The 24,482-nt window shown below is 67.4% G+C and carries 20 protein-coding genes and 1 tRNA gene; 9 read left to right on the top strand and 12 right to left on the bottom strand.

The features are described 5' to 3' along the window. Nucleotides 1–15: 15 nt before the first annotated feature. Nucleotides 16–807 (top strand): cytochrome c biogenesis protein CcsA, encoded by a 792-nt coding sequence (gene ccsA, locus MC380_RS02130; RefSeq protein WP_242104334.1) that lies wholly within the window; start codon nucleotides 16–18, stop codon nucleotides 805–807. A 62-nt stretch (nucleotides 808–869) separates the two neighbouring features. On the opposite strand, the gene radA is transcribed toward ccsA, so the two are convergent. Beyond that, a complete protein-coding gene (gene radA, locus MC380_RS02125) occupies nucleotides 870–2,261 on the bottom strand; it encodes a DNA repair protein RadA (RefSeq protein WP_242162743.1) in 1,392 nt (463 codons plus the stop codon). A 150-nt stretch (nucleotides 2,262–2,411) separates the two neighbouring features. Here radA and MC380_RS02120 point away from each other — a divergent pair, with 150 nt between their 5' ends. Beyond that, nucleotides 2,412–4,082: a GMC family oxidoreductase gene (locus MC380_RS02120; protein ID WP_242162741.1), complete on the top strand. Its 1,671-nt coding sequence runs from the start codon at nucleotides 2,412–2,414 to the stop codon at nucleotides 4,080–4,082. A 93-nt stretch (nucleotides 4,083–4,175) separates the two neighbouring features. On the opposite strand, the gene MC380_RS02115 is transcribed toward MC380_RS02120, so the two are convergent. From MC380_RS02115 to murJ, 7 genes are all read right to left on the bottom strand, one after another. Then, nucleotides 4,176–4,433: a hypothetical protein gene (locus MC380_RS02115; protein WP_242104337.1), complete on the bottom strand. Its 258-nt coding sequence runs from the start codon at nucleotides 4,431–4,433 to the stop codon at nucleotides 4,176–4,178. Nucleotides 4,434–4,453: 20 nt separating this feature from the next. After that, nucleotides 4,454–4,529, bottom strand: a tRNA-Thr gene (locus MC380_RS02110). A 54-nt stretch (nucleotides 4,530–4,583) separates the two neighbouring features. Next, on the bottom strand, nucleotides 4,584–5,543 hold the full coding sequence (gene ispH, locus MC380_RS02105) for a 4-hydroxy-3-methylbut-2-enyl diphosphate reductase (protein WP_242104338.1): 960 nt from the start codon (nucleotides 5,541–5,543) through the stop codon (nucleotides 4,584–4,586). A 74-nt stretch (nucleotides 5,544–5,617) separates the two neighbouring features. Further along, nucleotides 5,618–6,115 (bottom strand): signal peptidase II, encoded by a 498-nt coding sequence (gene lspA, locus MC380_RS02100; RefSeq protein ID WP_242104339.1) that lies wholly within the window; start codon nucleotides 6,113–6,115, stop codon nucleotides 5,618–5,620. Nucleotides 6,116–6,202: 87 nt separating this feature from the next. Then, a complete protein-coding gene (gene ileS / locus MC380_RS02095) occupies nucleotides 6,203–9,031 on the bottom strand; it encodes an isoleucine--tRNA ligase (protein WP_242162825.1) in 2,829 nt (942 codons plus the stop codon). 59 nt (nucleotides 9,032–9,090) lie between these two features. After that, nucleotides 9,091–10,074 (bottom strand): bifunctional riboflavin kinase/FAD synthetase, encoded by a 984-nt coding sequence (locus MC380_RS02090; protein WP_242162738.1) that lies wholly within the window; start codon nucleotides 10,072–10,074, stop codon nucleotides 9,091–9,093. An 87-nt stretch (nucleotides 10,075–10,161) separates the two neighbouring features. Continuing rightward, complete coding sequence (gene murJ / locus MC380_RS02085; RefSeq protein ID WP_343223514.1) at nucleotides 10,162–11,799, bottom strand: murein biosynthesis integral membrane protein MurJ; 1,638 nt, start codon at nucleotides 11,797–11,799, stop codon at nucleotides 10,162–10,164. Nucleotides 11,800–12,119: 320 nt separating this feature from the next. Here murJ and rpsT point away from each other — a divergent pair, with 320 nt between their 5' ends. Then, on the top strand, nucleotides 12,120–12,389 hold the full coding sequence (gene rpsT, locus MC380_RS02080) for a 30S ribosomal protein S20 (RefSeq protein ID WP_242104631.1): 270 nt from the start codon (nucleotides 12,120–12,122) through the stop codon (nucleotides 12,387–12,389). A 104-nt stretch (nucleotides 12,390–12,493) separates the two neighbouring features. Here the strand turns inward: rpsT and cgtA are convergent, their stop codons facing one another. From cgtA to rplU, 3 genes are all read right to left on the bottom strand, one after another. Further along, nucleotides 12,494–13,537: an Obg family GTPase CgtA gene (cgtA, locus tag MC380_RS02075; RefSeq protein WP_242104341.1), complete on the bottom strand. Its 1,044-nt coding sequence runs from the start codon at nucleotides 13,535–13,537 to the stop codon at nucleotides 12,494–12,496. Between the two features lie 156 nt (nucleotides 13,538–13,693). Beyond that, nucleotides 13,694–13,954, bottom strand: a complete 261-nt coding sequence (gene rpmA / locus MC380_RS02070; RefSeq protein ID WP_242104342.1) for a 50S ribosomal protein L27 — start codon at nucleotides 13,952–13,954, stop codon at nucleotides 13,694–13,696. Between the two features lie 12 nt (nucleotides 13,955–13,966). After that, nucleotides 13,967–14,302: a 50S ribosomal protein L21 gene (gene rplU / locus MC380_RS02065; RefSeq protein WP_242104343.1), complete on the bottom strand. Its 336-nt coding sequence runs from the start codon at nucleotides 14,300–14,302 to the stop codon at nucleotides 13,967–13,969. A gap of 424 nt (nucleotides 14,303–14,726) precedes the next feature. Here rplU and MC380_RS02060 point away from each other — a divergent pair, with 424 nt between their 5' ends. The 5 genes from MC380_RS02060 to MC380_RS02040 all read left to right on the top strand — a co-directional run bounded on the left by MC380_RS02060 (nucleotide 14,727) and on the right by MC380_RS02040 (nucleotide 22,371). Continuing rightward, nucleotides 14,727–16,793 (top strand): S8 family peptidase, encoded by a 2,067-nt coding sequence (locus MC380_RS02060; protein WP_242162736.1) that lies wholly within the window; start codon nucleotides 14,727–14,729, stop codon nucleotides 16,791–16,793. A 69-nt stretch (nucleotides 16,794–16,862) separates the two neighbouring features. Next, a complete protein-coding gene (locus MC380_RS02055; protein ID WP_242162734.1) occupies nucleotides 16,863–17,831 on the top strand; it encodes a hypothetical protein in 969 nt (322 codons plus the stop codon). Nucleotides 17,832–17,926: 95 nt separating this feature from the next. After that, complete coding sequence (locus MC380_RS02050) at nucleotides 17,927–18,847, top strand: hypothetical protein (protein WP_242104346.1); 921 nt, start codon at nucleotides 17,927–17,929, stop codon at nucleotides 18,845–18,847. Between the two features lie 156 nt (nucleotides 18,848–19,003). Then, entirely contained in the window at nucleotides 19,004–21,883 is a 2,880-nt protein-coding gene (gene uvrA, locus MC380_RS02045; RefSeq protein WP_242162733.1) for an excinuclease ABC subunit UvrA, read from the top strand. 68 nt (nucleotides 21,884–21,951) lie between these two features. Continuing rightward, entirely contained in the window at nucleotides 21,952–22,371 is a 420-nt protein-coding gene (locus MC380_RS02040) for a thioesterase family protein (protein WP_242104348.1), read from the top strand. A 58-nt stretch (nucleotides 22,372–22,429) separates the two neighbouring features. Here the strand turns inward: MC380_RS02040 and MC380_RS02035 are convergent, their stop codons facing one another. Continuing rightward, nucleotides 22,430–22,876 carry a copper chaperone PCu(A)C gene (locus MC380_RS02035; protein ID WP_242162731.1) on the bottom strand — a complete coding sequence of 149 codons (447 nt, stop codon included), beginning with the start codon at nucleotides 22,874–22,876 and terminating at the stop codon, nucleotides 22,430–22,432. 37 nt (nucleotides 22,877–22,913) lie between these two features. Between MC380_RS02035 and MC380_RS02030 the strand changes: the two genes are divergently transcribed. After that, on the top strand, nucleotides 22,914–24,473 hold the full coding sequence (locus tag MC380_RS02030; protein WP_242162729.1) for a DUF4139 domain-containing protein: 1,560 nt from the start codon (nucleotides 22,914–22,916) through the stop codon (nucleotides 24,471–24,473). The last annotated feature ends 9 nt before the right edge of the window (nucleotides 24,474–24,482 follow it).

Raw genomic sequence — 24,482 nt, 5'->3', positions numbered from 1 at the left:
TGCCAAACTCCTCCGATGACAATCGTTCTCATCGCCGTCTTCGCCTACCTGTCGGCCACCGCCCTGCTGGTGCGGGCCGTGTCGAGGGATGACGATCAGTCGATGTCGGCACTCTGGTTATGGCCGGCCATCGCCGCCGTTGCAGCGCATGGCGGCTATCACCTACTCGCCTGGCGGGCCGCGGGCGGAGCGGACATGCACTTCTTCGCCGCACTGTCGCTGGTGGGCCTGGGCATGGCCACGCTCACCGCGTTGTTCGGAGCAACCGGCCGCATGCGCGCGCTAGGTGTGGTGGTCTTTCCGCTGGCGGCGATCATGCTGGCCGGTTATGCCATGGTCGGGCACAAGCCGCCCGAGCCGCATGACTGGCGGCTGCAACTGCACGCCTGGTGCGCGCTGTTGGCCTATTCAACCCTGGCGATCGCGGCGCTGCTGGCGCTGATGCTGTGGCTGCAGGAACGCGCGCTGCGCCGGCGCAAGTTCCATGGCTGGCTGCGCGCCCTGCCGCCGCTCACCGAACTCGAATCGCTGCTGTTCCGCAGCATCACCGTCGGTTTCGTCCTGCTCAGCGCAACCCTGCTCACCGGCGTGTTGTTCGTGGAGGATCTGTTCGCACAGCATCTGGTGCACAAGACCGTCCTCAGCGTGCTGTCATGGCTGGCCTTCGGCGCGCTGCTGGTCGGCCGCAGACGCTATGGCTGGCGTGGTGCGATTGCGGTGCGCTGGACGCTCGTGGCCATGGCCCTGCTGGGCCTGGCGTTTTTCGGCAGTCAGTTCGCTCTGGAGCTGGTTCTGCAACGGGGCTGAGGTCGCCGCGTTCCCGGCGAGTCGGCGCTGCGGCCGATGCGCATTGAACCCCAAGCCAGCCCTCAACCGGCGGCCTCGAGCGCGTCGGCGAGGCGCTCGACCGGCACCACCTGCATCCCCTTGTAGCTGCCCGCCTTCGGCGCATTGGCCTTGGCCACGATCGCGCGCTTGAACCCGTGGGTGGCGGCTTCCTTGAGCCGCTCCTCGCCGTTGGGGACCGGGCGGATTTCCCCGGACAACCCGACCTCACCGAAAGCGATGGTCTTGTCCGCGAGCGGTCGGTCGCGCAGCGAAGACAGCACAGCCAGCAGCACGGGCAGATCGGCCGCGGTTTCCTGCACCCGGATCCCGCCGACCACGTTGACGAACACATCCTGGTCGCCGACCCCGACGCCGCCATGCCTGTGCAGTACCGCCAGCAGCATCGCCATGCGGTTGCCTTCCAGGCCGACCGCGACGCGGCGCGGATTGGACAGCGGCGACGCATCCACCAGCGCCTGCACTTCCACCAACAGCGGGCGCGTGCCTTCGCGCGTGACCATGACGCAGCTGCCCGGCTGCTGGATGCTGCCTCCGGACAGGAAGATCGCCGAGGGGTTGGGAACTTCCTTGAGCCCCTTGTCGCCCATCGCGAACACGCCCAGCTCGTTGACCGCGCCGAAGCGGTTCTTGAAGGCCCGCAGGACGCGAAAACGCGAGCCAGAATCGCCTTCGAAGTACAGCACCGCATCGACCATGTGTTCGAGCACGCGCGGGCCGGCGATGCCTCCCTCCTTGGTCACATGGCCGACCAGGAACACGGCAGCGCCGGTTTCCTTGGCGTAGCGCACGAGCCGGGCGGCGGATTCGCGCACCTGGCTGACCGACCCGGGTGCGGCGGTGAGCTGGTCGGTCCACAGGGTCTGGACCGAATCGGCCACGATCAGCCGCGGCCGCAATGCGACTGCCTGCTCGAGGATGCGTTCCACACCGGTTTCGGCCAGTGCATTCAATCCGTCGAGCGGCAGACCCAGTCGTGCAGCGCGACCGGCGACCTGCGCGAGCGATTCCTCGCCGGTCACATACAGGCTGCTCAGTGCCGGACCCGAGGAGGCCGACGACATCTGCGCCAGTGCCTGCAGCAGCAAGGTGGACTTGCCGATGCCCGGATCGCCGCCGACCAGGACCACCGCCCCCTCGACCAGGCCGCCGCCGAGCACACGATCGAACTCGCCGATCCCCGTGGATACGCGCGCGTCCTCGCTGTGCTGCACGTCCTTGAGCGCGGTAACCCGCGGCGGATCGACCTTGCCGGCCCAGCCGCCGCGCCGGGCAGGCCCGCCGCCGTTGGCGACAGATTCCACGACGAATTCGACCAGCGTGTTCCATGCCCCGCATTCGGCGCATTGGCCCTGCCATTTGGTGGATCCCGCCCCGCATTCGCTGCAGACGTAGCTGGTCCTGCTCTTGGCCATTGCGTTTGCAGTTCGCTTCTTTGGGGAGCCCACCTTACCGGGTCGGTGTCGCGCGACGCGAGACCGGGACGCATGACCGGTAAGCCCGCTCGCATGCGTTCAACTGAATCGTGCCGGTCGATGCACGCCAGCGGACCACGGAGCCAGACGTTGATCGAGGACTTTGGGACTGGAACAGGCACGTTCCACTGCGAGACCGACCTGTGCATCGTGGGCGCAGGCGCCGCCGGCATCACCATCGCAAACGCGTTTGCAGGCACCCGCCATCGGATATTGCTGCTCGAAAGCGGAGGCCTGACCTGCGAAGACGAATCGCAGCGCCTGCTGGAGGGTTCATCGGTGGGAGAGCCTGGCCTCCACCCTGCGCATAGCCGGCTGCGCGCTTACGGCGGCAGTTGCCGACTATGGGGCGGTGGCTGCCTGCCCCTGACCCCCGACGACTTCCAGCCGCGGGACTGGGTTCCCTACAGCGGCTGGCCGATCGGTTACCACGATCTTGAACCCTACTATCGACGTGCGCTGTCCGTATGCGGCCTGCATCGCCACAGGATCAGCAACGGCTCGTTCAATACCCGCGCCAGCAGTTTCCCGCATTCGCACGCATCCATGGACCTCGCGAACCGTGTGTTCGTCCAGAGCCCCGTGGAGTTCGGCGGCGCGACCGTGGCGCCGCTCGCGAACGCCGCCAACGTGCGCGTGCTGCTGCATGCCAACCTGATCGAATTGCACCCGGTGCCGAGTGCGGAATACGTGGTCGAGGCCAGCATCGGGTCGCTGGGCGGACGGCGCGGCACGGTCCGGGCCCGCCATTACGTCCTGGCCGCCGGCGGAATCGAGAACGCCCGGCTGCTGCTGCTTTCCGATTCAGTGGCCCGCGACGGACTGGGCAACCGGCACGACATGGTCGGCCGCTACTTCCAGGATCATCCGCGCTGCCGCCTTGGGATGCTTGCCGAAGGGCGGCTGGACCGGGTGATGCGACCTTTCGACAAAGCCACTCGCGGCGAGTACGCCGAACCGTGCCTCTCCAACGAGGCCCAACGCCGCCACCAGGTGCTCGCGTCGCGGATTCGGCCCTTTGCGGTCCATGCCGCTCCCTCCCCTGGCGTGCAGGCCTTGCGCGAACTCCGCGCGCGATTGCGTGGCAGGCCAGCGGAGGGCGCGATCGGCAGCCGGATCGAACGCGAGGTTGCCGCGGTGCTGGACCGCGGACTACCGCTGCCGCTGCCGCAGCCAGACCACGAAGCCGTGCAGCCGGTGCGGGCTGCGCTGCATCTCGCGCGTCATGCCGGAGACGTGGGCAGGATGGTTCTGCGCAAATGTCGCGGGTATTCCCATCTGCGCCGGGAGCGGGTGGAGGTGATGGGCTTCTTCGAACAGGCCCCCAACCCGGACAGCCGGATCAGCCTGGAAGATCGCCGCGACGCCCTGGGGCAGCGCAGGGTCCGCGTGGACTGGAGATTGACCGACCTGGACCGGGCGACGCACCGGGTCGCGGCAAGACTGTTCGGCGCCGAACTCGCCCGCGTCCACTCGGCGAGGTTCGTACCGGAACCATGGGTGGAAGATCCGGCGGACGCGCCCGTTCTGCACGGCACGGCGCATCACCTCGGCACCACTCGCATGTCGGCCAATCCGCACGATGGTGTCGTCAACCGCCATTGTCGGGTCCATGGCATCGACAATCTTTACGTGGCAGGCAGTTCGGTCTTCCCGACCGGTGGCTGGGCCTATCCCACCTTCACCATCATTGCGCTCAGCCTGCGCCTTGCCGACCATCTGCGCAGCCGGCTGGACACGTTCGCACCGTTGATGGGTTGATCCGCAAGCGCGATCGCGCGCCGAACGATCGCCAGGCAAGTCCGGTTACCGGTTCGGTGACGACCCCTGGGCCGCGGATCTGGCTAACCAGCCTCAGGCGGTGAGGTCACTGCCTTCGCGCTTCTGCAGGATCTTCTCAGCCTGGGCATCGGCGGCGACGCGATGCTGCAGCGACTTGCACATCTCGATCCCGGCGGCGGTGAGCTGCATGCCGCCCTCGACATCCATCGCCAGCGCGCTTTCGTACAGCCGCTGCCGGATCGGCGCATCGGACACGGTCAACTCGGCACCCTGGTCGATGCGCTTGAGAACTTCGAGGAGGGCGAGGTCCTCGAGCGGGATAGGATCCATGCGGTGACCTTCGCGAAAAATGGTGCCGGAAACAGGAGTCGAACCTGCGACCTACGCATTACGAATGCGCCGCTCTACCAACTGAGCTATTCCGGCGAGGGGCGCATTCTAGCCGGGAAAGCGCGGCCCACCAAACCCGCCCTGAGGCGTTCAGACAAGCTGGATCCGGAGCTCCCTGGGCAGGGCGAAGACCATGTCCTCGCGCTGGCCTTCGAGCTCGCGCACCGCGTGCGCGCCCAGTTCGTGCAGTCGTTCGAGCACGCCATGCACCAGCACGTCCGGGGCCGAGGCGCCCGCGGTCACGCCGATATGGCGCCGCCCCTGGAGCCAGCGCGGATCGATTTCGGCCGCACCATCGATGAGGTGGGCTTCTACCCCTTCGCGCTCGGCCAGTTCGCGCAGGCGGTTGGAATTGGAGCTGTTGGGCGAGCCGACCACCAGCACCAGGTCGCATTCCCTGCTCAGTTCACGCACCGCGTCCTGCCGGTTCTGGGTGGCGTAGCAGATGTCGTCGTTGCGCGGGCCCTGGATTGCCGGAAAGCGGGCCTTGAGCGCCGCGATGATCTCGCGAGTGTCGTCGACCGAAAGCGTGGTCTGGGTTGTATACGCCATGTTGTCGGGCTGGCCGGGCGCGAGCGTGGCCACATCGTCCATGTCTTCGACGAGGTAGATCTTCCCGGGCGAATCCTGGCCGTCGCCATCGGCCTGCCACTGGCCCATGGTGCCTTCCACTTCCGGATGGCCGGCGTGGCCGATCAGCACCATGTCCCGCCCCGCGCGGCATTGGCGCGCGACCTCCAGGTGGACCTTGGTCACCAACGGGCAGGTGGCGTCGAAGACCTTCAGCTTGCGCTGCGCCGCTTCGGCCCGCACCGCCTGCGAGACGCCGTGCGCGCTGAAGATGACCGTGGCGCCGTCCGGAACCTCGTCGAGCTCGTCGACGAACACCGCGCCGCGGTGCTTGAGTTCGGCCACCACGAAGCGGTTGTGCACCACTTCGTGGCGTACGTAGATCGGCGCGCCGAGCAGATCGATGGCGCGCTTGACGATCTCGATCGCGCGATCGACGCCGGCACAGAAGCCGCGGGGGTTGGCGAGGACGATGTCCATGGCGGAATTTTACGCCCCGGGCCGCCGATCGGGCCGCGACCGGGAGGAAATGATGCCCAGGATGCTGCCTGCATTCATCGCTTTGCGCCCTTCTTGCCGTCGAACAGGCCGAACAAGGCGATCCCGACCGCCCCGGCCACGATCGCCGAATCGGCGAGGTTGAACGCCGGCCAGTAATGGTCCCGCCAGTACCACTGGATGAAGTCGATCACGTGTCCATGCTGCAATCGGTCGATCACGTTGCCGACGGCCCCGCCGATCACCAGCGCGAACGGCAGCGCCGTCTTCCAGTCCGCGCGTGGAGTGCGCGACAGCCAGAACGCCAGCAGGCCGCTGATGACGAAGGCGAGCCCGGTGAAGAACCAGGTCTGCCAGCCGCCGGCATCGGCCAGGAAACTGAACGCGGCGCCCGTGTTGTAGGTGCGATACCAGTTCCAGAACCCGTCGATCACCGGGATCGCGGTGTACTCCGGCAGCGAGGACAGCACCCACTGCTTGGTCAGCTGGTCGAGGGCGATCACGGCGATGGACGCGAGCAGCCAGATCAGGGCGTTGGGTTTCGGGTTGGGCATGGATCGCTCGTTTGGGTGCCGTTCGCGCGGCATTGTTTCTGGAAGCTGAGGAAGCCGGACCGGTTCGGCCCAGTTCGGCTCGGAACGCTAGAACCAGCGGCGATCCTCGCCGGGCCCTTCGATATTGCCGACGCAGCGCGCGCACAGCTGCGGATGCGCCGCGACGGAACCGACGTCCGCACGCCGATGCCAGCAGCGCACGCACTTGATCTTCGTGGTCGGCACGGCGAGCACGGCAAGGTCCTGGATGCCTTCGTCGGCGACCACGTGCACATCGCCACTGATGAACAGGAAACGCAGCTCGTCGGCCAGCGGCGCCAGGCGACCTCTAACGAGCATGCCCTGCTCGGCGGGGCTGCAGCGCAGCGTGATCTCGGCGTCGAGCGCGGCGCCGATCTCGCCGTTGGCGCGCATCGGCTCCAGCACCTTGCTGACCTGTTCGCGCAGCGCCAGCAACTGGTCGAAGTCCTCCGCCGACAGGGCCGCTTCGCCTTCCAGCGGGGCCAGCCCTTCGTACCAGGTCGTGAACAGCACGTTGTCCTCGCGCTCGCCCGGCAGGAAACTCCACATCTCGTCGGCGGTGAACGCCAGGATCGGGGCGATCCAGCGGACGAAGGCTTCGGCGATGCGGAACATCGCGCTCTGCGCGCTGCGCCGGCCGCGCGAATCCTCCGGCATCGTGTAGAGCCGGTCCTTGGTGACATCCAGATACAGCGACCCCAGATCCACGCTGCAGAAGTTCGACAGCAGCTGCACGATCTCGGCGAAGTCATAACGTTCGTAGGCGGCCGCGATGCGCTCCTGCACTTCGAAGGCGCGATGCACGATCCAGCGATCCAGCGCCACCATGTCGCCAAGCGGTCGCAGGTGCGCGGCCGGATCGAAACCGTGCAGGTTGCCCAGCAGGAATCGCGCGGTATTGCGGATCCGGCGATAGACGTCGCTGTTCTGCTTCAGGATCTTGTCCGACACCGACATCTCGGCGCTGAAGTCGGTCGCCGCCACCCACAGGCGCAGCACGTCCGCGCCCATCTGGTCGATGACCTTCTGCGGCACCACCACGTTGCCGAGCGACTTGGACATCTTCCTGCCGTTCTCGTCGACCGTGAAGCCGTGGGTGAGCACCTGCCGGTAAGGCGCCGTGCCGTCCATCGCCACGCCGGTGAGCAGCGCGCTGTGGAACCAACCGCGGTGCTGGTCGGAACCTTCCAGGTACAGGTCGGCCGGCTTGCGCAAACCGTCCTGCGGGCGCTGGGCCAGCACGCATTCATGGCTGGCGCCGGAGTCGAACCACACGTCGAGGATGTCGGTGACCTTCTCGTAGCGCGCGGCATCCTCGCCCAGCACTTCTTCGGGCTTCAGCGCATACCAGGCCTCGACGCCCTCGACCTGCACCCGGTCCGCGACCTGGTGCATCAGCTCGACCGTGCGCGGATGCGGCTCCCCGGTTTCCCGATCGAAGAACAGTGCGATCGGCACACCCCAGTAGCGCTGGCGCGAGATGGTCCAGTCGGGGCGGTGTTCGATCATGCCGTAGATGCGGGCTTCACCCCACTCCGGCACCCACGACACTTCGGGGATTGCGGCCAGGGCATCGCGGCGCAGCCCGGCCTGCTCCATCGAAATGAACCACTGCGGCGTGGCGCGGAACACCACTGGCGTCTTGTGCCTCCAGCAGTGCGGATAACTGTGGTTGAACCTGGCGAACGCGAGCAGCGCGCCGCTGTCGCGCAGGGCGTCAACGATCAGCTCGTTCGCCTTCCAGATGTGCACGCCCGCCAGTGCGACCTCGCCGAGCGGCGGAGTGGATGGCAGGTAGACGCCGCGGCCGTCGACCGGATTGATTTGCGCTGCGGTGTACTTCTCGAGCAGACCGTACTGCTGGCCCACCGCGAAGTCTTCCTGGCCGTGGCCAGGCGCGGTGTGGACGGCGCCGGTGCCGTCTTCGGCGGACACGTGGCTGCCCACCAGCAGGGGGATGTCGCGCCCGGCATATGCGCTGCTCAACGAAGCAAATGGATGCGCGAGCAGCAGCAGTTCCAGGGCCGCACCGGTCGCGCGACCGTGTACGACCGTTTCGTCCACGCCGTAGCGCTGCAACGCCTTGGGCACCAGCGCCTCGGCGACGACCAGCCAGCGCCGCCTGCCGCCGTGTGCGGGGCCTTCCACCAGCGCGTATTCGAGCTCCGCACCTACGCTCACCGCCAACGAGGCGGGTAACGTCCATGGCGTGGTCGTCCAGATCGGTACGGCGACTTCCACGTCGGCCGGAATCTCGATGCCGAAGGCGCGCGCGAATGCCTGCGCGTCGCGCGCCGGGTATGCGATGTCGACCGCAGGCGACACCTTGTCCTGGTATTCGATCTCCGCTTCCGCCAGCGCCGAGCCGCAGTCGAAGCACCAGTACACGGGCTTGACCCCGCGTACCAGGTGACCGCGTTCGATGATCCTGGCCAGCGAACGCAGGATGTCCGCTTCATAGCGGAAATCCATGGTCAGGTACGGCTTCTGCCAGTCGCCAACGACACCCAGGCGCTGGAAGTCGCGACGCTGCAGATCGATCTGGGTGGTCGCGTACTCGCGACACTTCGCGCGGAATGCGGCGGCATCGAGTTTGTCGCCGACCTTGCCGAATTCCTTCTCCACCTTGTGCTCGATCGGCAGACCATGGCAGTCCCAGCCCGGCACGTAGGGCGCATCAAAGCCGGCCAGCAGCCGCGACTTGACCACGATGTCCTTGAGCACCTTGTTGACCGCATGGCCGATGTGGATCTCGCCGTTGGCGTACGGCGGGCCGTCGTGCAGCACGAAGCGTTTTGCCCGCCCCTGCACCTTCTCGCGGATACGCGCGTACAGGTCCTCGCCCTCCCAGCGCGCGAGCGTGAGCGGCTCGCGCTTGGGCAGATCGCCACGCATCGGGAACGCAGTCTCCGGCAGCAGGATCGTGGACTTGTACGGGTTGTCTTGTTTTTCGCTCACGCGCTGGCTCGCCTGGGTGCTGGCTGTGGGAGGGAATTCTGCTGAAGAACCGCGCGCGCCTGGGCGGCGTCACGATGCATCTGCGCGACAAGGGTCGGCAGGTCCGGGAATTTCTCTTCGTCGCGCAGCCTGGCGACGAACTCGACCTCGATCCGACGGCCATACAGGTCGCCGTCGAAATCGAACAGATGCGCTTCCAGGAGCGGTTCAGTGCCATCAATCGTGGGGCGCGTACCGAACGACGACACCGATGGCCACGGCTGCGCGCCCACGCCATGCACGCGCGTGGCGTAGATCCCGCGCAGTGCCGGCGTCTTGTTGCCGAAGCGCAGGTTGGCGGTCGGGAACCCGAGCGTGCGCCCGAGCTGGCTACCGCGGACGACACGCCCGCCGATGGCGTAGGGCGCCCCGAGCAGTCGCGCGGCCAGCCCGAAGTCGCCCTGTCCTAGGGCGGCGCGGATGCGGGTGCTGGAGACGCGCTCGCCACCGAGTTCGACCGGGTCGATCGCGCCGGCGGCGAAGCCATGTTCCGCACCGAGCGCCTGCAGCGTGGACAGATCGCCGACGCGACCCTTGCCGAAGCGGAACTCCGGGCCGACCCACACCTCGCGCGCTGCCAGGCGCGAGACCAGCAGGCGCTGCACGAACTGCTCTGGCGACATCGCAGCCAGGGCGGCGTTGAATCGAAGCAGGCCGATCCGGTCGATCCCCGATCCGAACAAACCCTGCACTTTGGCGCGCGGCAGCATCAGCCTTGGCGGCTTGGCGTCGCGCGCGAAGAACTCGCGCGGCAGCGGCTCGAAGCTCAGTGCCACTGCGGGCACGTCCGTTGCGCGCGCGCGCGCGACCGCATGGCCCAGCAGCGCACGATGGCCCAGGTGCAGGCCGTCGAAGGCGCCGATGCAGACCACGCTGCCCTGGGGGCACAGCGGCCCGCCTTGCGCGTCGCGAAACATGCGGTCACGAAGCAGGTTGTTCATAAGGACCGGCGAGTATAGCTGCGGTGCAGCATGGCGACGGAGGCCGCGACCGGGCAAAGCCGCGTACTGCCGCGGGACGCTTCGCTGTCAATGCCGCAAATGCCGCGGCCGCAGGCCGGTGGCGAACAACGTCGCCCCGTAGACCAGCGCGCCGGCCGCCACTGCGGCCAGCAACCACACGGTGCGCTGCCACATGCTCGCGATCGTCGTCCAGTCGCCCACCCACCAACGAATCGCCACCAGCACCGCCGCCATGGTGAGGCAGGCCGTGGCCAGGCGCGCGGTGAAGACCTTCCATCCCGGTTGCGGCTGCAACATCCCGGCGCGACGCAGGTAGCGCCACAGCAGCCATGCGTTGAAGATGCCGGCCAGCGCAGTCGCCAGTGCGATTCCCCCGTGCGCGCCGTCCACACGGTAGTACCAGAGCGGCGTGGTCAGGGCGATGGTCAGCCCCACGTTCGCCGCCACGGTCCATAGCGCCGCGCGCATCGGGGTCTTCGTGTCCTGGCGCGCGTAGAACGCGGGCGACAGCACCTTGCTCAACATGAACGCCGGAATGCCCAAGCACATGGCGCCAAGGCTGATCGACGCCATGTGGGTGTCGTGCGCCGTGAACTTGCCGCCCTGGTAGACCACCGATGTCAGCGGCTCGGCGAGCAGCAGCAGGCCCAGCGCCGCCGGCACGCCCAGCAGCAGCGCCAGGCGCAGGGCCCAGTCGAGCGCGGCCGAGTAGCCGGCGGAATCGGTGGCGGCATGCCGGCGCGAGAGGTGCGGCAGGATCACGGTGCCGATCGCCACCCCGAACAGGCCCAGCGGAAATTCCACCAGCCGGTCGGACAGATACAGCCAGGTCTGGCTGCCGGTCACCAGCAGCGAGGCGAACACCGTTCCCACCAGCAGATTGAGCTGCCCCACCGAAGAGGAGAACAGGGTCGGCAGCATCAGCTTCGCCACCCGACGCACGTCGGGATGATTGAAGCCGGGTTTCAGGGTCGGCCGCAGTCCCAGCCGTCCCAGCGCCGGCCACAGCACCAGCAACTGCAGGATGCCCGCGGCCAGCACGCCCCAGGCCAGGGCCTTGGCCGGCACCTCGAAGTACGGCGCCAGCCACAGCATCGCCGCAATCACGGTCAGGTTGTGCAGCACCGGCGTGACCGCCGGCAGGGCGAATTTGCCGAAGCTGTTGAGCACCGAGGCCACCAGCGCCATCAGCGAGATGAACACCAGGTAGGGGAAGGTGATCCGCAGCATCTGCGTGATCCATTCGAACTTCTGCGGTTCGTCCATCGAGCCCGGTGCGAACGCGCCCGCGATCAGCGGTGCGGCCAGCATCCCCACGGCTGCGACCACCAGGACCACGGCAAACAGGGCGCCGGCCATGCGGTCGATGAACTCCTTCAGGGCGGCCTGGTCGCCGCGCTCGCGGATTTCGTTGAGCACCGGCACGAAGGCCATCTGCATCGAGCCTTCGGCGAAGATCCGGCGCAGGTAGTTGGGGATCCGGTAGGCGATGACGAAGGCGTCCATCGCCGCCGAGGTGCCGAAGATGCGCGACTGCAGCGCATCCCGGACGAAGCCCGCGATCCGCGACAACAGGGTCATGGCGCTGAAGATCGAGGTCGAGCGCAGCAAGCTGGCCTTGGGCAGCGGCTTGCCTGACGCCTCGGCCTCGCCCCCCGGCGAGACGACCGCCGGATCGAGCTTCGGATCCACCGGGTCGCTCACTCCAACCCCCGGATGTGGCGATCAGCGCTCTTTCCGCGCCCGGCCCCCGTGGGAGCGGCCTTGGCCGCGATTGCGTTTTCCATCATCCCGACCGAACCCAGAGCGATCGCGGCCGAGGCCGCTCCCACAGATGTGGCTGCCACGAGGCCTGCTCCCCCCGTAGGTCCGCCGCCCGCCCCGAGGGAGGTGCCTGGGCCGTTGACCCAAGTCCCTGAATCGCCCATACTTTCCCGCTTCGTTTGACCGGCCGGCTGCGCTTTTCGCGCGCCGTCGCTTTCGAACCCGCCCATTCCAACCCGCTTTTTCCAGAGATTCCGAACGTGGCCAACATCAAGTCCGCCAAGAAGCGCGCCAAGCAGACCATCGTGCGCAACGCGCGCAACGTCGCCCAGCGCTCGATGCTCCGCACTGCCGTCAAGAAGGTGATCAAGGCGCTCGGCGCGCACGATGCCAAGGCCGCGCAGGACGCCTTCGCCGCCGCCCAGCCGTTGCTCGACCGGATGTCGGCCCGCGGCCTCATCCACAAGAACAAGGCCGCCCGTCACAAGAGCCGCCTGACCGCACGCATCAAGGCGCTGCAGGCCGCCTAACACGCGCGAAACCCGCTGCGTCCAGAACCCGGCCCCGGCCGGGTTTTTTGTTGCCTGCGTTGCACCGCCGCGGCGATGCCGTGGCAAGGCGGCCGCGCCAGCGCTCACCCGTTTGCTTCCTGTTCTTCTTCACGCTGCCGGTCAAGGAAGGTCTGTACGGCCAGCATGACCGGCCATGTGCCTTCGCGGCCGATCGCCGAGGTCAGAAACCAGGGTTGCGTCCAGCCCAGCTCGGCAACCACTTGTTCGGCAAGCGTGCGCGCTTCGTCTTCGAACATCAGGTCCGACTTGTTGAGCACCAGCCAGCGCGGCTTGTCGAGCATCGCCGGGTCATATTTGCGCAGTTCGTGCTCGATCGCACGGACCTGCTCGACCGGGCTGGCTTCCACCCCGCCTTCCATCGGCGCGATGTCCACCAGGTGCAGCAGCAGCCGCGTGCGCTGCACATGGCGCAGGAACACGCTGCCCAGGCCGGCGCCGTCGGCGGCGCCTTCGATCAGGCCGGGAATATCGGCGATCACGAAGCTGCGATGCGGCTCGACGCTGACCACGCCAAGGTTGGGATAGAGCGTGGTGAACGGATAGTCGGCCACCTTGGGCGTGGCTGCCGACACGGCGCGGATGAAGGTGCTCTTGCCGGCATTGGGAAAGCCGAGCAGACCCACGTCGGCCAGCAGCTTCAGCTCCAGCCGCAACGTGCGCTGCTCGCCCTCGCCCCCAGGCGTCGAGCGGCGCGGGGACCGGTTGACCGAACTCTTGAAGTGCATGTTGCCCAGGCCACCATGCCCGCCGCGCGCAACCAGCAGACGCTGCCCGTGCTCGGTCAGGTCGCCGATGACCTCATCGGTATCGACGTTGTGCACGACTGTGCCCACCGGCACCGGGATGACCTCGTCTTCGCCGCCCTTCCCGTACATCTGGCTGCCCATGCCGCCTTCGCCGCGGCGTGCACGGAACTGCTTCTGGTGGCGAAAGTCGACCAGGGTGTTGAGGTTTTCGTCGGCCTGCAGCCAGACATCGCCGCCCTTGCCGCCGTCGCCACCGTCCGGCCCGCCCAGCGGGATGAACTTCTCGCGACGGAAACTCACGCAGCCGTTGCCGCCGTTTCCGGCGGTGACTGTGATTTCGGCTTCGTCGACGAGTTTCATTGCTGGTGGGAATCGAGGTTCGGTGAGCGGGGTTCAGCGAATTCTAGTGGGTCGTCCGAGCGCGGCTTCACCGGCGCTCCAAGGCAAGGCGGCAATTGCGCCCTCCGCAAATGAAAAACCCCGCCGAAGCGGGGTTTTCCGCGGATGTCGCCGGGATCAGGCGGCCGTCACCACGCTGACCGTGCGACGCTTTTCCTTGCCCTTGGTCGAGAACTCCACCGTCCCGTTGACCAGCGCGAACAGCGTGTGGTCGCGGCCCAGGCCGACGCCCATGCCCGGATGGAACTGGGTGCCGCGCTGGCGGATGATGATGTTGCCCGCTTCGATCGACTGGCCCCCGTAGATCTTGACGCCCAGGTACTTCGGGTTGGAGTCGCGGCCGTTGCGCGAGGAACCTACGCCCTTCTTGTGTGCCATGGCTGCTGCTCCTTACCTGCTCTTATCGGATTTGTCGCCGTCACCGGAAATACCGGTGATCTCGATTTCGGTGTAGTGCTGCCGGTGGCCCATCTGCTTGCGATGATGCTTGCGGCGGCGGAATTTCACGATACGCACCTTGTCGGCGCGGCCGTGGGACTTGACGGTGGCGGTGACCAGCGCGCCCTTGAGCGCATCGCCGAGTTTCACGCCTTCGCCGTCGCCGAGCATCAGGACCTGATCGAACCTGATCTCCTTGCCGGCTTCGACGTCGAGCTTCTCGACGCGGATCGTCTCGCCTTGCATCACGCGGTACTGCTTACCGCCCGTGACGAGGACTGCGTACATGGGTGTTTCCTTCTGTAGTTCTTCTAATGGTGACCCGCCCTGCCCGGTGCAAAGCCGGGCGGACAGAAGCGGAATTGTATCCAGAACAACGAGTTGCAGCAAGGCGCGCAGGCAGGCAATCAGGCGCGACAGCGGCGGCGGCCGGCATCCGCGGTCGATCCTAGGGTCAGCCCCAGCTTGCAGGACCGCCGCGCCGATCGAGAATCGGCTGCGTCGTCAAACCTGAACGCCAGCCGAGCGGGTCCTGAACGCTGGCGCCGGGATGGGGATGCCCAGCCGCGTACCGCTGGGTGGGTCAAACGGGGTCGGCCGGGTCGATTCCTACAACCAATTGTGCTCCGCCGGGATGGCGGGGCGATCAGGCACTTCCCGAAGGACAGGGGGGACCCTCGGGACGCCCCTTCACGATGTTCGGGAGAGAAGCATGATCCGCATCACCCGTTCCACCGGTCTCACGGCGCTTGCCGTGGCGACCGCGGTGTTCATCGCCCCGGTGGCTTACTCCGGCGGCAAGCTGGCGACCTTCGCCCAACGCGGCCTGCCGGCCAGTTCGCAGCTCGCGGCCAAACAGCAGGCCAGCACCGACCGCTTCATCGTTACCTATCGCGACGGCGGCGCCCGGCTCACCGCGGCTACGCGCAACGAGGCCCTGTCCAAAGCAGCGGTCGCGCTCGGCGTGCGCATCAGGCCGGTCCGCACTCTGGCGACCGGCGCGAGCCTGATCCGGACCGAGCGCAAGCTCGGCAGGGCCGCCGCCAAACGCCTGATGATCGAGTTGCTCAAGGATCCGAACGTGCGTGCGGTCGACATCGACGCCCGCGTGAAGCCCGCCTTCGTCCCGAACGATCCGCTGTACACGCAGCAGTGGCATTACGGCAATGGTGCCGGCGGGATCAATCTGGAGCCGGCGTGGGACCTCAGCCAGGGCGACGGCGTGGTGGTCGCGGTGCTCGATACCGGCATCACCGCGCATTCCGAACTCGACGGTCAGAAAGTGGCCGGCTACGACTTCATCGCCGACATCGACACCGCTGTCGACGGCGACGGCCGCGACGCCGACCCCAGCGATCCGGGCGACTGGCACGACGGCGAATGCAACATTTTCGGCATCCCCGAGGACAGCAGCTGGCACGGCACCCACGTCGCCGGCACCGTGGCCGCGGCGACCAACAACGGCGCGGGCGTGGCCGGCGTGGCTCCGGGCGCGCGGGTGCAGCCGGTGCGCGTGCTGGGCAAGTGCGGCGGCTTCTTCTCCGACATCGTCGACGCGGTGACCTGGGCCTCCGGCGGCAGCGTCGCCAACGTCCCGGACAACGCCACCCCGGCCGAGGTGATCAACCTCAGTCTCGGCGGCGGCGGCGCCTGCCCCGTGGCGATGCAGGACGCGATCGACGGAGCGGTCTCCCGCGGCACCACGATCGTCACTGCGGCCGGCAACGGCAGCAGCGACGTCGCGGGCCACACCCCTTCCAACTGCGAGAACGTGATCGCGGTATCCGCGGTCGGTCCGACCGGTGCGCTGGCGGGTTATTCCAATTTCGGCAACCTGGTCGACGTGGCGGCCCCGGGCGGATCGGGCGTGGCGCCGGCAGAAGACAACGTGCTGTCTACGCTCAACCTGGGCACGCAGGGGCCGACGACCGAGGGCTATGCCTGGTACGCGGGCACCTCCATGGCGGCGCCGCACGTCGCCGGGACTGTCGCGCTGATGCAAGCCGCAGCCGACACGCCGAAGACGCCCGATGTGATCGAGGAAATTCTCGAAAACACTGCCTACGCGAACGGCGGTTTCGCCGGCGGGTGCAGTTATGACAAGCCCTGCGGCACCGGCATCATCGACGCGCGCGCGGCGATCGCGGTGGCCAACGGATCCGAGCCGCTGCCGCCGGATCCCCCGCCGCCGCCGCCGCCGCCGCCGGGCATCCCGCTGCAGAACGGCGTGGTGGTGACCGGAATCCAGGTCGCCCAAGGCACGGACATCGTCTACGAACTGCAGGTGCCCAACGGCGCGTCGCAATTGTTCTTCGGCATGTCCGGCGGCACCGGCGATGCCGACATGTACGTTCGCCGGGGCCAGCGACCGACCGACACGGCCTACGACTGCCGGCCGTTCCGCTCCGGGAACGAGGAAACCTGCTACTTCCCCGCGCCGGAGAGCGGCACCTACTACGTGCGGATCAAGGGCTTCTCCGCCGCGACCGGCGTTTCGCTATATCCGAGCTTCGTGGATGCCAACTGGCCGCGCGGCGAAGCGGCCACGGTGACCCAGCTGTCCGGACACCGCACCCGGGTGCTGCTGACCTGGGATGCGGGCAAGCGCCAGGTGGATATCTACCGCGACGGCGCGATCTATGCCACCACTCGCAACACCGGAGCGTATACCGACATCTTCCGGATCGTGGGCACCGGCACCAAGACCTACATGATCTGCAACAAGGGCACCGAAGAGTGCTCGGACGAGGTCGAGATCGAGTTCAACTCGCGACGTTGACTGCCGCCAGTACGAGGGCCCGGTTCGCCGGGCCCTCGACTTGCCAGTACTTCCAGCATGAGGGGCGACATGTCTGCTGTTACGCTTCCGCTTCAGGCCCGCACGGTCATACGATCCGCGCTGCGTGCTGCGCAGCCGTTCGCAGTGGTTGCGCTGCTCGTCATCGGCACCGGCTGCGGGCAGCAGCCGAGCGGAGAACTCGCGCAGGCACCACAGGTCAGTCCATTGCCGAAGACGGACGCGCGGCTGACCGTGGCCAACAACAGCGGGCGCTACCATTTCGAAGGCATCGTGGCGGACCAGGCGACGCGCGAGTCCTTGTTGCGCAGCCTCGAATCGGTCTACGGCCGCGATGCCCAAGGCACGATCGCGCTCGACCCCAATACCCATCCGGCGCCTTGGGTGGGCGCGCTCGACAAGCTGTTCCTCGTTTTCCGCGTGCCCGGCGGCATGCTCGATTTCCGGGGCAAGCGCATCGAACTCAGCGGTGCGGTGCCCGACGAAAACCGGGCCGCTCTGCTGCGCAAGGCGCGCGAACTCTATCCGGACCATGCGCTGACCGGGTTGTTCGAAGGCGTCGATACCAATCACGCGCTGCCTGAGGGGGATGACCACGTTGCCTTGCTGGCCCTCCTCAACCGCATCCCGATCTCGTTCCAGGCCGACAGCGGGGTGGTTTCCCCCGGCAGTCTGGATGGCCTCAGCCGCGCCGCACGCGCAATCCAGGCGGCGGACACTGAGCTCCGCCTGCAGGTGGGCGTTCACCCGGAACGCAGCGACATGCCGGACTACGACCGCGACATCGCCTTCCAGCGCGCGAACTCCATCAAGGTGCAGCTGGCGATCCGCGGCATCGGTCCCGGCAGGCTCGATGCGACCGTGCTGGACGGCGGCCCGGCTGGCAAAGCCGGGCGTGTCGAATTCGCCCTGGCCGAGGTCGTACCGAGGGGCCTGGCGCGAGCCGAGCCTGCGGCCGCCAACGCCAGGCCGGGCAGTGGACGGTCCTCACCATTGGTGAACGCCCAGGCGACGCCCTGACAGGGTGTTGCACCGCGCAAAGGTGTCGCGCGTCATGCGCTCTGTCGTAAGGTGCGGATTCCATCGCGGCCGCGAGCCGGCGCAGACGCTACCCGATGACACCCACGATCCCGTATGCCACCGCCTGCCGCGGACGCACAGCGCTCGTCGCTGCGTTGGCCGGGCTGATGGCCGTGATCGCTGGCTGCAGCCGCCCACAGCAGGCTTCCGAGCTGCCGCACACGCCGATTCCGAAAGCCGAGGCCAGCCTGACCCTGGTCGCCGAGGGCAGCACGTTGCGCTATCTGGGAGTCGTCGCAGACGCCGCCACGCGCCGGCGGCTGACCGATGCGCTGGACGGCACCGGACCGGCGCAGGGCACGATCGACGTGGACCCGGCCACCCTGCCCCCGCCCTGGGCCGCGGAGCTGGGCCCATTGGCGGGCGCCCTGAGGCGCAGCGGCGGGCAGCTGCAGTTGCAGGGCAAACGGATCGAGCTTATCGGCGAACTCAGCCAGGAGCACCGGGCGACCCTGCTCAGGCAGGCACAGCGCCTGTATCCCGGGTATGCGTTGGCGGGACAGTTCATGGGCGTCGACCTGCGCCAGGCGCTACCGGAGCGGGGCGATCGGGACGGACTGCTTGCCTTCTTGAACGCCATTCCAATCCGGTTCCACGACAACAGTGGCCTGCTCGTCCCTGCCAGCATCGAAGGCCTGGCGCGCGGCGCGCGCGCGATCCGCGCTGCTGGACCGGTCGCGCGGCTGCGACTGCGGGTTTACCCGGAGCGCGACGGCGAAGGCGCTGCCATTGCCCGACAGCGCGCCGAAGCGATCGCCACCCAGCTGGCGCTGCGCGGCATCGGGGCGGACCAGGTCGAGGCCGTCGTGGCAGAGCCAAACGGTGGAGGCAAGGCCGACATCGTCGAATTCACGATCGCGCCGCCGCTGGACGCTGCGACGGACCAGCCTGCGACCGGCACCGAGCCGGTTGCGGAAGGCGAGGCCGGACCGGCGGCGCCCACGCCCGTCGACTGAACCGCGCCGCACAACCCGCCGTCTCAGCGGGCGAGACGCCGCCAGGCGATCTTGCCGAATCGCAAGTTTGCCCCCACCTCACCCAGTCGCTACGCTGGTCGATCGCCCGGCGTTCGCGGGCGTGATGCCCTTCTCCGCAGCAACCCGGACCCATTGATGGCGCTGGATACGATCCGCATCCGCGGCGCGCGGACGCACAATCTCAAGAATTTCGATCTCGACCTGCCGCGCGAGCGGCTGATCGTGATCACCGGACTGTCCGGCTCGGGCAAGTCCTCGCTGGCCTTCGACACGATCTACGCCGAGGGCCAGCGTCGCTACGTGGAATCGCTGTCGGCCTATGCGCGCCAGTTCCTGAGCGTCATGGAGAAGCCCGACGTCGATCACATCGAAGGGCTCAGCCCGGCGATTTCGATCGAGCAGAAGTCGACCTCGCACAATCCGCGCTCTACCGTGGGCACGATCACCGAGATCTACGACTACCTGCGCCTGCTGTACGCGCGCGTGGGCATCCCGCGCTGCCCCGACCACGGCTACCCGCTCGAAGCGCAGACCGTGAGCCAGATGGTGGATCACGTGCTGGCACTGGGGGTGGACGAGCAGACCCGCGACACGCGCTGGATGCTGCTGGCGCCAGTGGTGCGCGATCGCAAGGGCGAGCACGCCCAGGTCTTCGACCAGCTGCGCGCCCAGGGCTTCGTGCGGGTCAGGGTCGACGGCGTACTGCATGAGATCGATGCGGTCCCGCCGCTAGCCCTGCGGGTCAAGCACACCATCGAAGCGGTGATCGACCGCTTCAAGGTGCGCGAGGATCTCAAGCAGCGCCTGGCCGAATCCTTCGAGACCGCGCTGAAGTTGGGCGAAGGCAGCGCACTGGTCACGTCGATGGACGACGAGACCGCGGCCCCGATCCTGTTCTCCTCCAAGTACAGCTGCCCGGTCTGCGACTACTCGCTGCCGGAGCTGGAACCGCGGCTGTTCTCGTTCAACTCGCCGGTCGGCGCCTGCCCCACCTGCGATGGTCTGGGCGTGGCGCAATTCTTCGACCCAGCACGGGTGGTCGTGCATCCCGAGCTGTCGCTGGCCGCCGGCGCGGTGCGCGGCTGGGACCGTCGCAACGCGTATTACTTCCACATGATCCAGTCGCTGGCCAAGCATTACGGCTTCAAGGTCGACACCGCCTGGCAGGATCTGGACGAGGACGTGCGTCAGGCCGTGCTCTATGGCAGCGGCCGCGATGTGGTGAATTTCACTTACATCTCCGATTCGGGCAGCCGCCATCAGCGCAAGCACAAGTTCGAAGGCATCGTGCCGAACCTGGAGCGGCGCTACCGCGAGACCGAATCGTCCGCGGTGCGCGAGGAACTGAGTAAATACATCAGCGAACGCCCCTGCACCGAATGCGGCGGCGCGCGCCTGAATAGCTCCGCCCGCAACGTGTTCGTCGCCGACCGGCCGCTGCCGGACCTGGTGGTGCTGCCGATCGACGAGGCGCTGGCGTTCTTCGGCCAGCTGACCCTGTCCGGCTGGCGTGGCGAGGTCGCGTCCAAGATCGTCAAGGAAATCGCCGAGCGGCTGAGCTTCCTGGTCGACGTCGGACTCGACTACCTGACCCTGGAACGCAAGGCCGATTCGCTTTCCGGCGGCGAAGCGCAGCGCATCCGCCTCGCCTCCCAGATCGGCGCCGGCCTGGTCGGCGTGATGTATGTGCTCGACGAGCCTTCGATCGGCCTGCACCAGCGCGATAACGAGCGCCTGCTGGGCACGCTCACCCGCTTGCGCGACCTGGGCAACACAGTGATCGTGGTCGAGCACGACGAGGATGCGATCCGCCTGGCCGACCACATCGTCGACATCGGCCCGGGCGCCGGCGTGCACGGCGGCGAGGTGGTGGCGCAGGGCTCGTTCGAGGACGTGCTCAAGGCGCCGCGTTCGGTCACCGGCCAGTACCTCAGCGGCAAGCGCCAGATCGCGGTGCCGAAATCGCGGCACAAGCCCAACCGCAAGATGCTGCTGACCCTGCAGGGTGCCTCGGGCAACAACCTCAAGAACGTGGACGTCGAAATCCCGGCCGGCCTGTTCACCGCGATCACCGGTGTTTCCGGTTCCGGCAAGTCGACTCTGATCAACGACACGCTGTACGCACTGGCCGCGAACGAGATCAACGGTGCCTCGCACAAGCCCGCGCCTTACCGCGACGTGCAGGGGCTGGACCTGTTCGACAAGGTGGTGGACATCGACCAGTCGCCGATCGGCCGCACGCCGCGCTCGAATCCCGCCACCTACACCGGCCTGTTCACGCCGCTGCGCGAGCTGTTCGCGCAGGTGCCCGAATCGCGCGCACGCGGTTATGCCGCGGGCCGCTTTTCCTTCAACGTGCGCGGCGGTCGCTGCGAAGCCTGCCAGGGCGATGGCCTGATCAAGGTCGAGATGCACTTCCTGCCCGACGTGTACGTGCCCTGCGACGTGTGCCATGGCAAGCGCTACAACCGCGAGACACTGGAGATCCTGTACAAGGGACACAGCATCCACGACGTGCTCGAGATGACGGTCGAGGACGCACTCAAGCTGTTCGAACCGGTCCCCAGCATCGCACGCAAGCTCGAGACCCTGGTGGACGTGGGCCTGAGCTACATCAAGCTGGGCCAGAGTGCCACGACCCTTTCCGGCGGCGAAGCGCAGCGGGTGAAGCTGTCGAAGGAACTGTCGCGGCGCGACACCGGGCGCACGCTCTACATCCTGGACGAGCCGACCACCGGTCTGCATTTTCACGATATCGAGCACCTGCTGACCGTGCTGCACAAGCTGCGTGACGACGGCAACACGATCGTGGTGATCGAGCACAACCTCGACGTGATCAAGACCGCCGACTGGATCGTCGACCTGGGTCCGGAAGGCGGCCATCGTGGCGGCCAGATCATCGCCGAAGGCACACCCGAGGACGTCGCGCGGATGCCGCAATCGCACACCGGCCGGTTCCTGGCCAAGGCGCTTAACCTGGACACCAAGCCTGCCAGGCGCAGGTCGGCGGCCTGAGCAACGCGGCAGGCGCTGCGCGCGCGCCGCCAGCAGTCACTGTTTTCTTCCTCCCACATCCTGCCCGCATGAGCCTCGACAACCGCACCGCCCTGTTCCGCTTGCCGCTGCAACTGCGCTGGGGCGACCTGGATGCGTTCAATCACGTCAACAACTCGAACTTCCTCACCTACCTGGAGGAAGCGCGGATCCGCTGGTTCGACTCCATCGGCGAGGCCTGGGTGACCGACGAGTTCGCGCCGCTGCTTGCGGCGGTCCAGCTCAATTACCGGCAGCCGATTCCGTATCCGTCGGAGGTCGTCGTGCAGCTGTTCGTCGATCGCGTCGGCACGAGCAGCGTCACGATCGGCCATGCCATCGCCAGCGACGATGGAACGATCCTGTATTGCGATGGTCACGTGGTCGCGGTGTGGATCGATCGTGCCAGCGGGCGTCCACGGCCGTTGCCGGACTCGATCCGGAAGGCCGTGTCCATGCAGGAGCTGTAGGAGCGCCGCTTCGACGCGACCGCCTCACCAGCTCTCCAGTCGCGCTAAAGCGACGCGCCTACAACGCCGGCTTGCGCACCTCGAATTCGCCGAGCAGCTTGCCGCCGCTGGCCAGCTCGAACTCGATCGCCACCTTGCTGCCCGGCTTGGGCGCTGCTTTCGGCTGCATCAGCATCAAATGTAGCCCGCCGGGCTTGAGCACTGCGGCATCGCCTGGGGCGATCCGCAGCGTGGGGACCGCGCGCATCCGGCTCACGCCGCCATCGATGCGTGTTTCATGCAACTCCACGCTGGCGTAAGCCGGACTGCTCGCGGCCACGATCGTCACCGCCGATGCGCAGGAATTCTCGATCCGGCCGAACCCGGCGTGCATCGGCATGCCGCCTGGCGTGAGCCTGACCCAGCCCTCGCGCACCCGCGGCGCGCAATCGCTTGCGCATGCGCTCAACGCGATGCAACACATCCAAAACGCAGCCAACCCCGAAGCCAAGCGATGAGCGTTCATCGGCCTATCATAACGACAGGCCTCACAGGAACCGCTCATGCATCGTGCGCTACCCCTGCTTGCCCTCGCCTGCTCCATGGCAGGCTGTACCCGCGAACAAGCATCGCCTTCTGCGGCACCGCAGTCCGACAGAGCGGACCCGCTCCCCGTCGCGGCGTCCAGGAGTCCGCAAGCCGCCCAGCCCGGCACCCACCTGACGATCTACAGCGGCGATTACGAACAGCTCGCCGCCGGCGCCGATTTCCAGGGGCCGGCACCCGGTTTCGTGCTGGTGGAGCGTGCGCTGAAATACACGTTGAAGTCCGGCGTCAATCGCATCAGCGCCACCGGCGTCCCGCGCGCGATGGATGCCGAAGCCGTGACACTGCGGCCGCTGGGCGCAGGCATCGGCATCCTGTCGCAGCGCTATATCGCCCCACCGAAAGGTTCGCGCGACGTGCTGGCCGCTGCAGCCGGCAGGAGAGTGACGGTCGAACACACCTCCGGCGGCGCCAAGCAAACCGACACCGGCACCCTGGTCAGCGCCAGCGACGGGCTGACCCTCGCGCTGAACGACGGGCGGATCAAGGTGATTCGCGAGTACGACAACTTCAGCCTGGTCGAAGCCGAAGCGCTCATACCGCAACAGGCGGCCCTGCAATGGACCGTGCAGTCGGCGAAGTCAGGCGAAGGCCGCTTCGAACTGTCCTATCCGATGGGCGGCATGGCCTGGCGCGCGGAATACCTGGCCACGCTGGTGCCGGGCGGTGGCTGCAGGCTCGATCTCGACGGCGCGGCGCTGGTGGCGAACCGTTCTGGCGTCACCTTCGGTGATGCGAGACTGACGCTGGTCGCCGGTCAGCCGGCGCGCGAACAGCGTCAGCGCGAAGAATTCGGGTACGACGCGGCGGCTTCCGCGGCACCCGAGATGCAACAGATGGCGGGCAACGTGCCGCAGGAACGCACTTCGGGCGAATACCACGCCTACGAGCTGCCAGGCGGCTTCGAGATCGCCAATGGCAGCACCGAACGGGTGCCGTTGTTCGCACGGCTGAACGACGTCGCCTGCGAACGTGCCTACGAGACCACGCCCGAAATCGGGCTGTGGGAACCACCGCAGCCGCTGATCGAACCCGGCTTCAACAACCAGACCGGACCGCAGCCGGTAAAGAGCACCGTCTCGCTGAACAAGGACAAGGCCTCGGCGCTCGATCGCGCCCTGCCGGGCGGCCGCGTTCGCGTCTTCGACGGACGCGACTTCCTCGGCGAATCGACGCTGGCGCACACGCCGAAGGGTGCGCAGATCCGGCTCGAAGTGGGCACTGCGTTCGACCTGACCGCCGAACGTGAGCGCACCGCGTTCCGCGTCGATCGCGCCGGGCGCACGATGACCGAGTCCTTCTCCATTACGCTGAAGAACGCCAAGCCGATTGCCACGCCGGTGCTGGTGGTCGAGCCGATCCCGCGCTGGAGCGCATGGGAGATCGTCGACAGCAGCGTACCGGCGAAGAAACGCGACGCCCACCGCGCCGAGTTCGAAGTTACGGTGCCCGCCAACGGTGAGGCACGCGTCACCTACACTGCCCGCTACCGCTGGGCACCCGGCATCCGTCCATGACGCACCATC

Source organism: Lysobacter sp. M15, assembly GCF_022662515.1.
In the GTDB taxonomy this organism is placed as follows: Bacteria; Pseudomonadota; Gammaproteobacteria; order Xanthomonadales; family Xanthomonadaceae; genus JAKPBU01.
This window is presented reverse-complemented; position numbering and strand designations above follow the sequence as displayed.

What these genes read in the sequence shown, in the direction of transcription:
- ccsA (WP_242104334.1), top strand. Translation starts at nt 16, where the DNA reads ATGACAATCGTTCTCATCGCCGTCTTCGCCTACCTGTCGGCCACCGCC.
- radA (WP_242162743.1), bottom strand. Translation starts at nt 2,261, where the DNA reads ATGGCCAAGAGCAGGACCAGCTACGTCTGCAGCGAATGCGGGGCGGGA.
- MC380_RS02115 (WP_242104337.1), bottom strand. Translation starts at nt 4,433, where the DNA reads ATGGATCCTATCCCGCTCGAGGACCTCGCCCTCCTCGAAGTTCTCAAG.
- ispH (WP_242104338.1), bottom strand. Translation starts at nt 5,543, where the DNA reads ATGGACATCGTCCTCGCCAACCCCCGCGGCTTCTGTGCCGGCGTCGAT.
- lspA (WP_242104339.1), bottom strand. Translation starts at nt 6,115, where the DNA reads ATGCCCAACCCGAAACCCAACGCCCTGATCTGGCTGCTCGCGTCCATC.
- ileS (WP_242162825.1), bottom strand. Translation starts at nt 9,031, where the DNA reads ATGCGTGGCGATCTGCCCAAGCGCGAGCCGCTCACGCTCGCGCGCTGG.
- MC380_RS02090 (WP_242162738.1), bottom strand. Translation starts at nt 10,074, where the DNA reads ATGAACAACCTGCTTCGTGACCGCATGTTTCGCGACGCGCAAGGCGGG.
- cgtA (WP_242104341.1), bottom strand. Translation starts at nt 13,537, where the DNA reads ATGAAACTCGTCGACGAAGCCGAAATCACAGTCACCGCCGGAAACGGC.
- rpmA (WP_242104342.1), bottom strand. Translation starts at nt 13,954, where the DNA reads ATGGCACACAAGAAGGGCGTAGGTTCCTCGCGCAACGGCCGCGACTCC.
- rplU (WP_242104343.1), bottom strand. Translation starts at nt 14,302, where the DNA reads ATGTACGCAGTCCTCGTCACGGGCGGTAAGCAGTACCGCGTGATGCAA.
- MC380_RS02060 (WP_242162736.1), top strand. Translation starts at nt 14,727, where the DNA reads ATGATCCGCATCACCCGTTCCACCGGTCTCACGGCGCTTGCCGTGGCG.
- MC380_RS02055 (WP_242162734.1), top strand. Translation starts at nt 16,863, where the DNA reads ATGTCTGCTGTTACGCTTCCGCTTCAGGCCCGCACGGTCATACGATCC.
- MC380_RS02050 (WP_242104346.1), top strand. Translation starts at nt 17,927, where the DNA reads ATGACACCCACGATCCCGTATGCCACCGCCTGCCGCGGACGCACAGCG.
- uvrA (WP_242162733.1), top strand. Translation starts at nt 19,004, where the DNA reads ATGGCGCTGGATACGATCCGCATCCGCGGCGCGCGGACGCACAATCTC.
- MC380_RS02040 (WP_242104348.1), top strand. Translation starts at nt 21,952, where the DNA reads ATGAGCCTCGACAACCGCACCGCCCTGTTCCGCTTGCCGCTGCAACTG.
- MC380_RS02035 (WP_242162731.1), bottom strand. Translation starts at nt 22,876, where the DNA reads ATGAACGCTCATCGCTTGGCTTCGGGGTTGGCTGCGTTTTGGATGTGT.
- MC380_RS02030 (WP_242162729.1), top strand. Translation starts at nt 22,914, where the DNA reads ATGCATCGTGCGCTACCCCTGCTTGCCCTCGCCTGCTCCATGGCAGGC.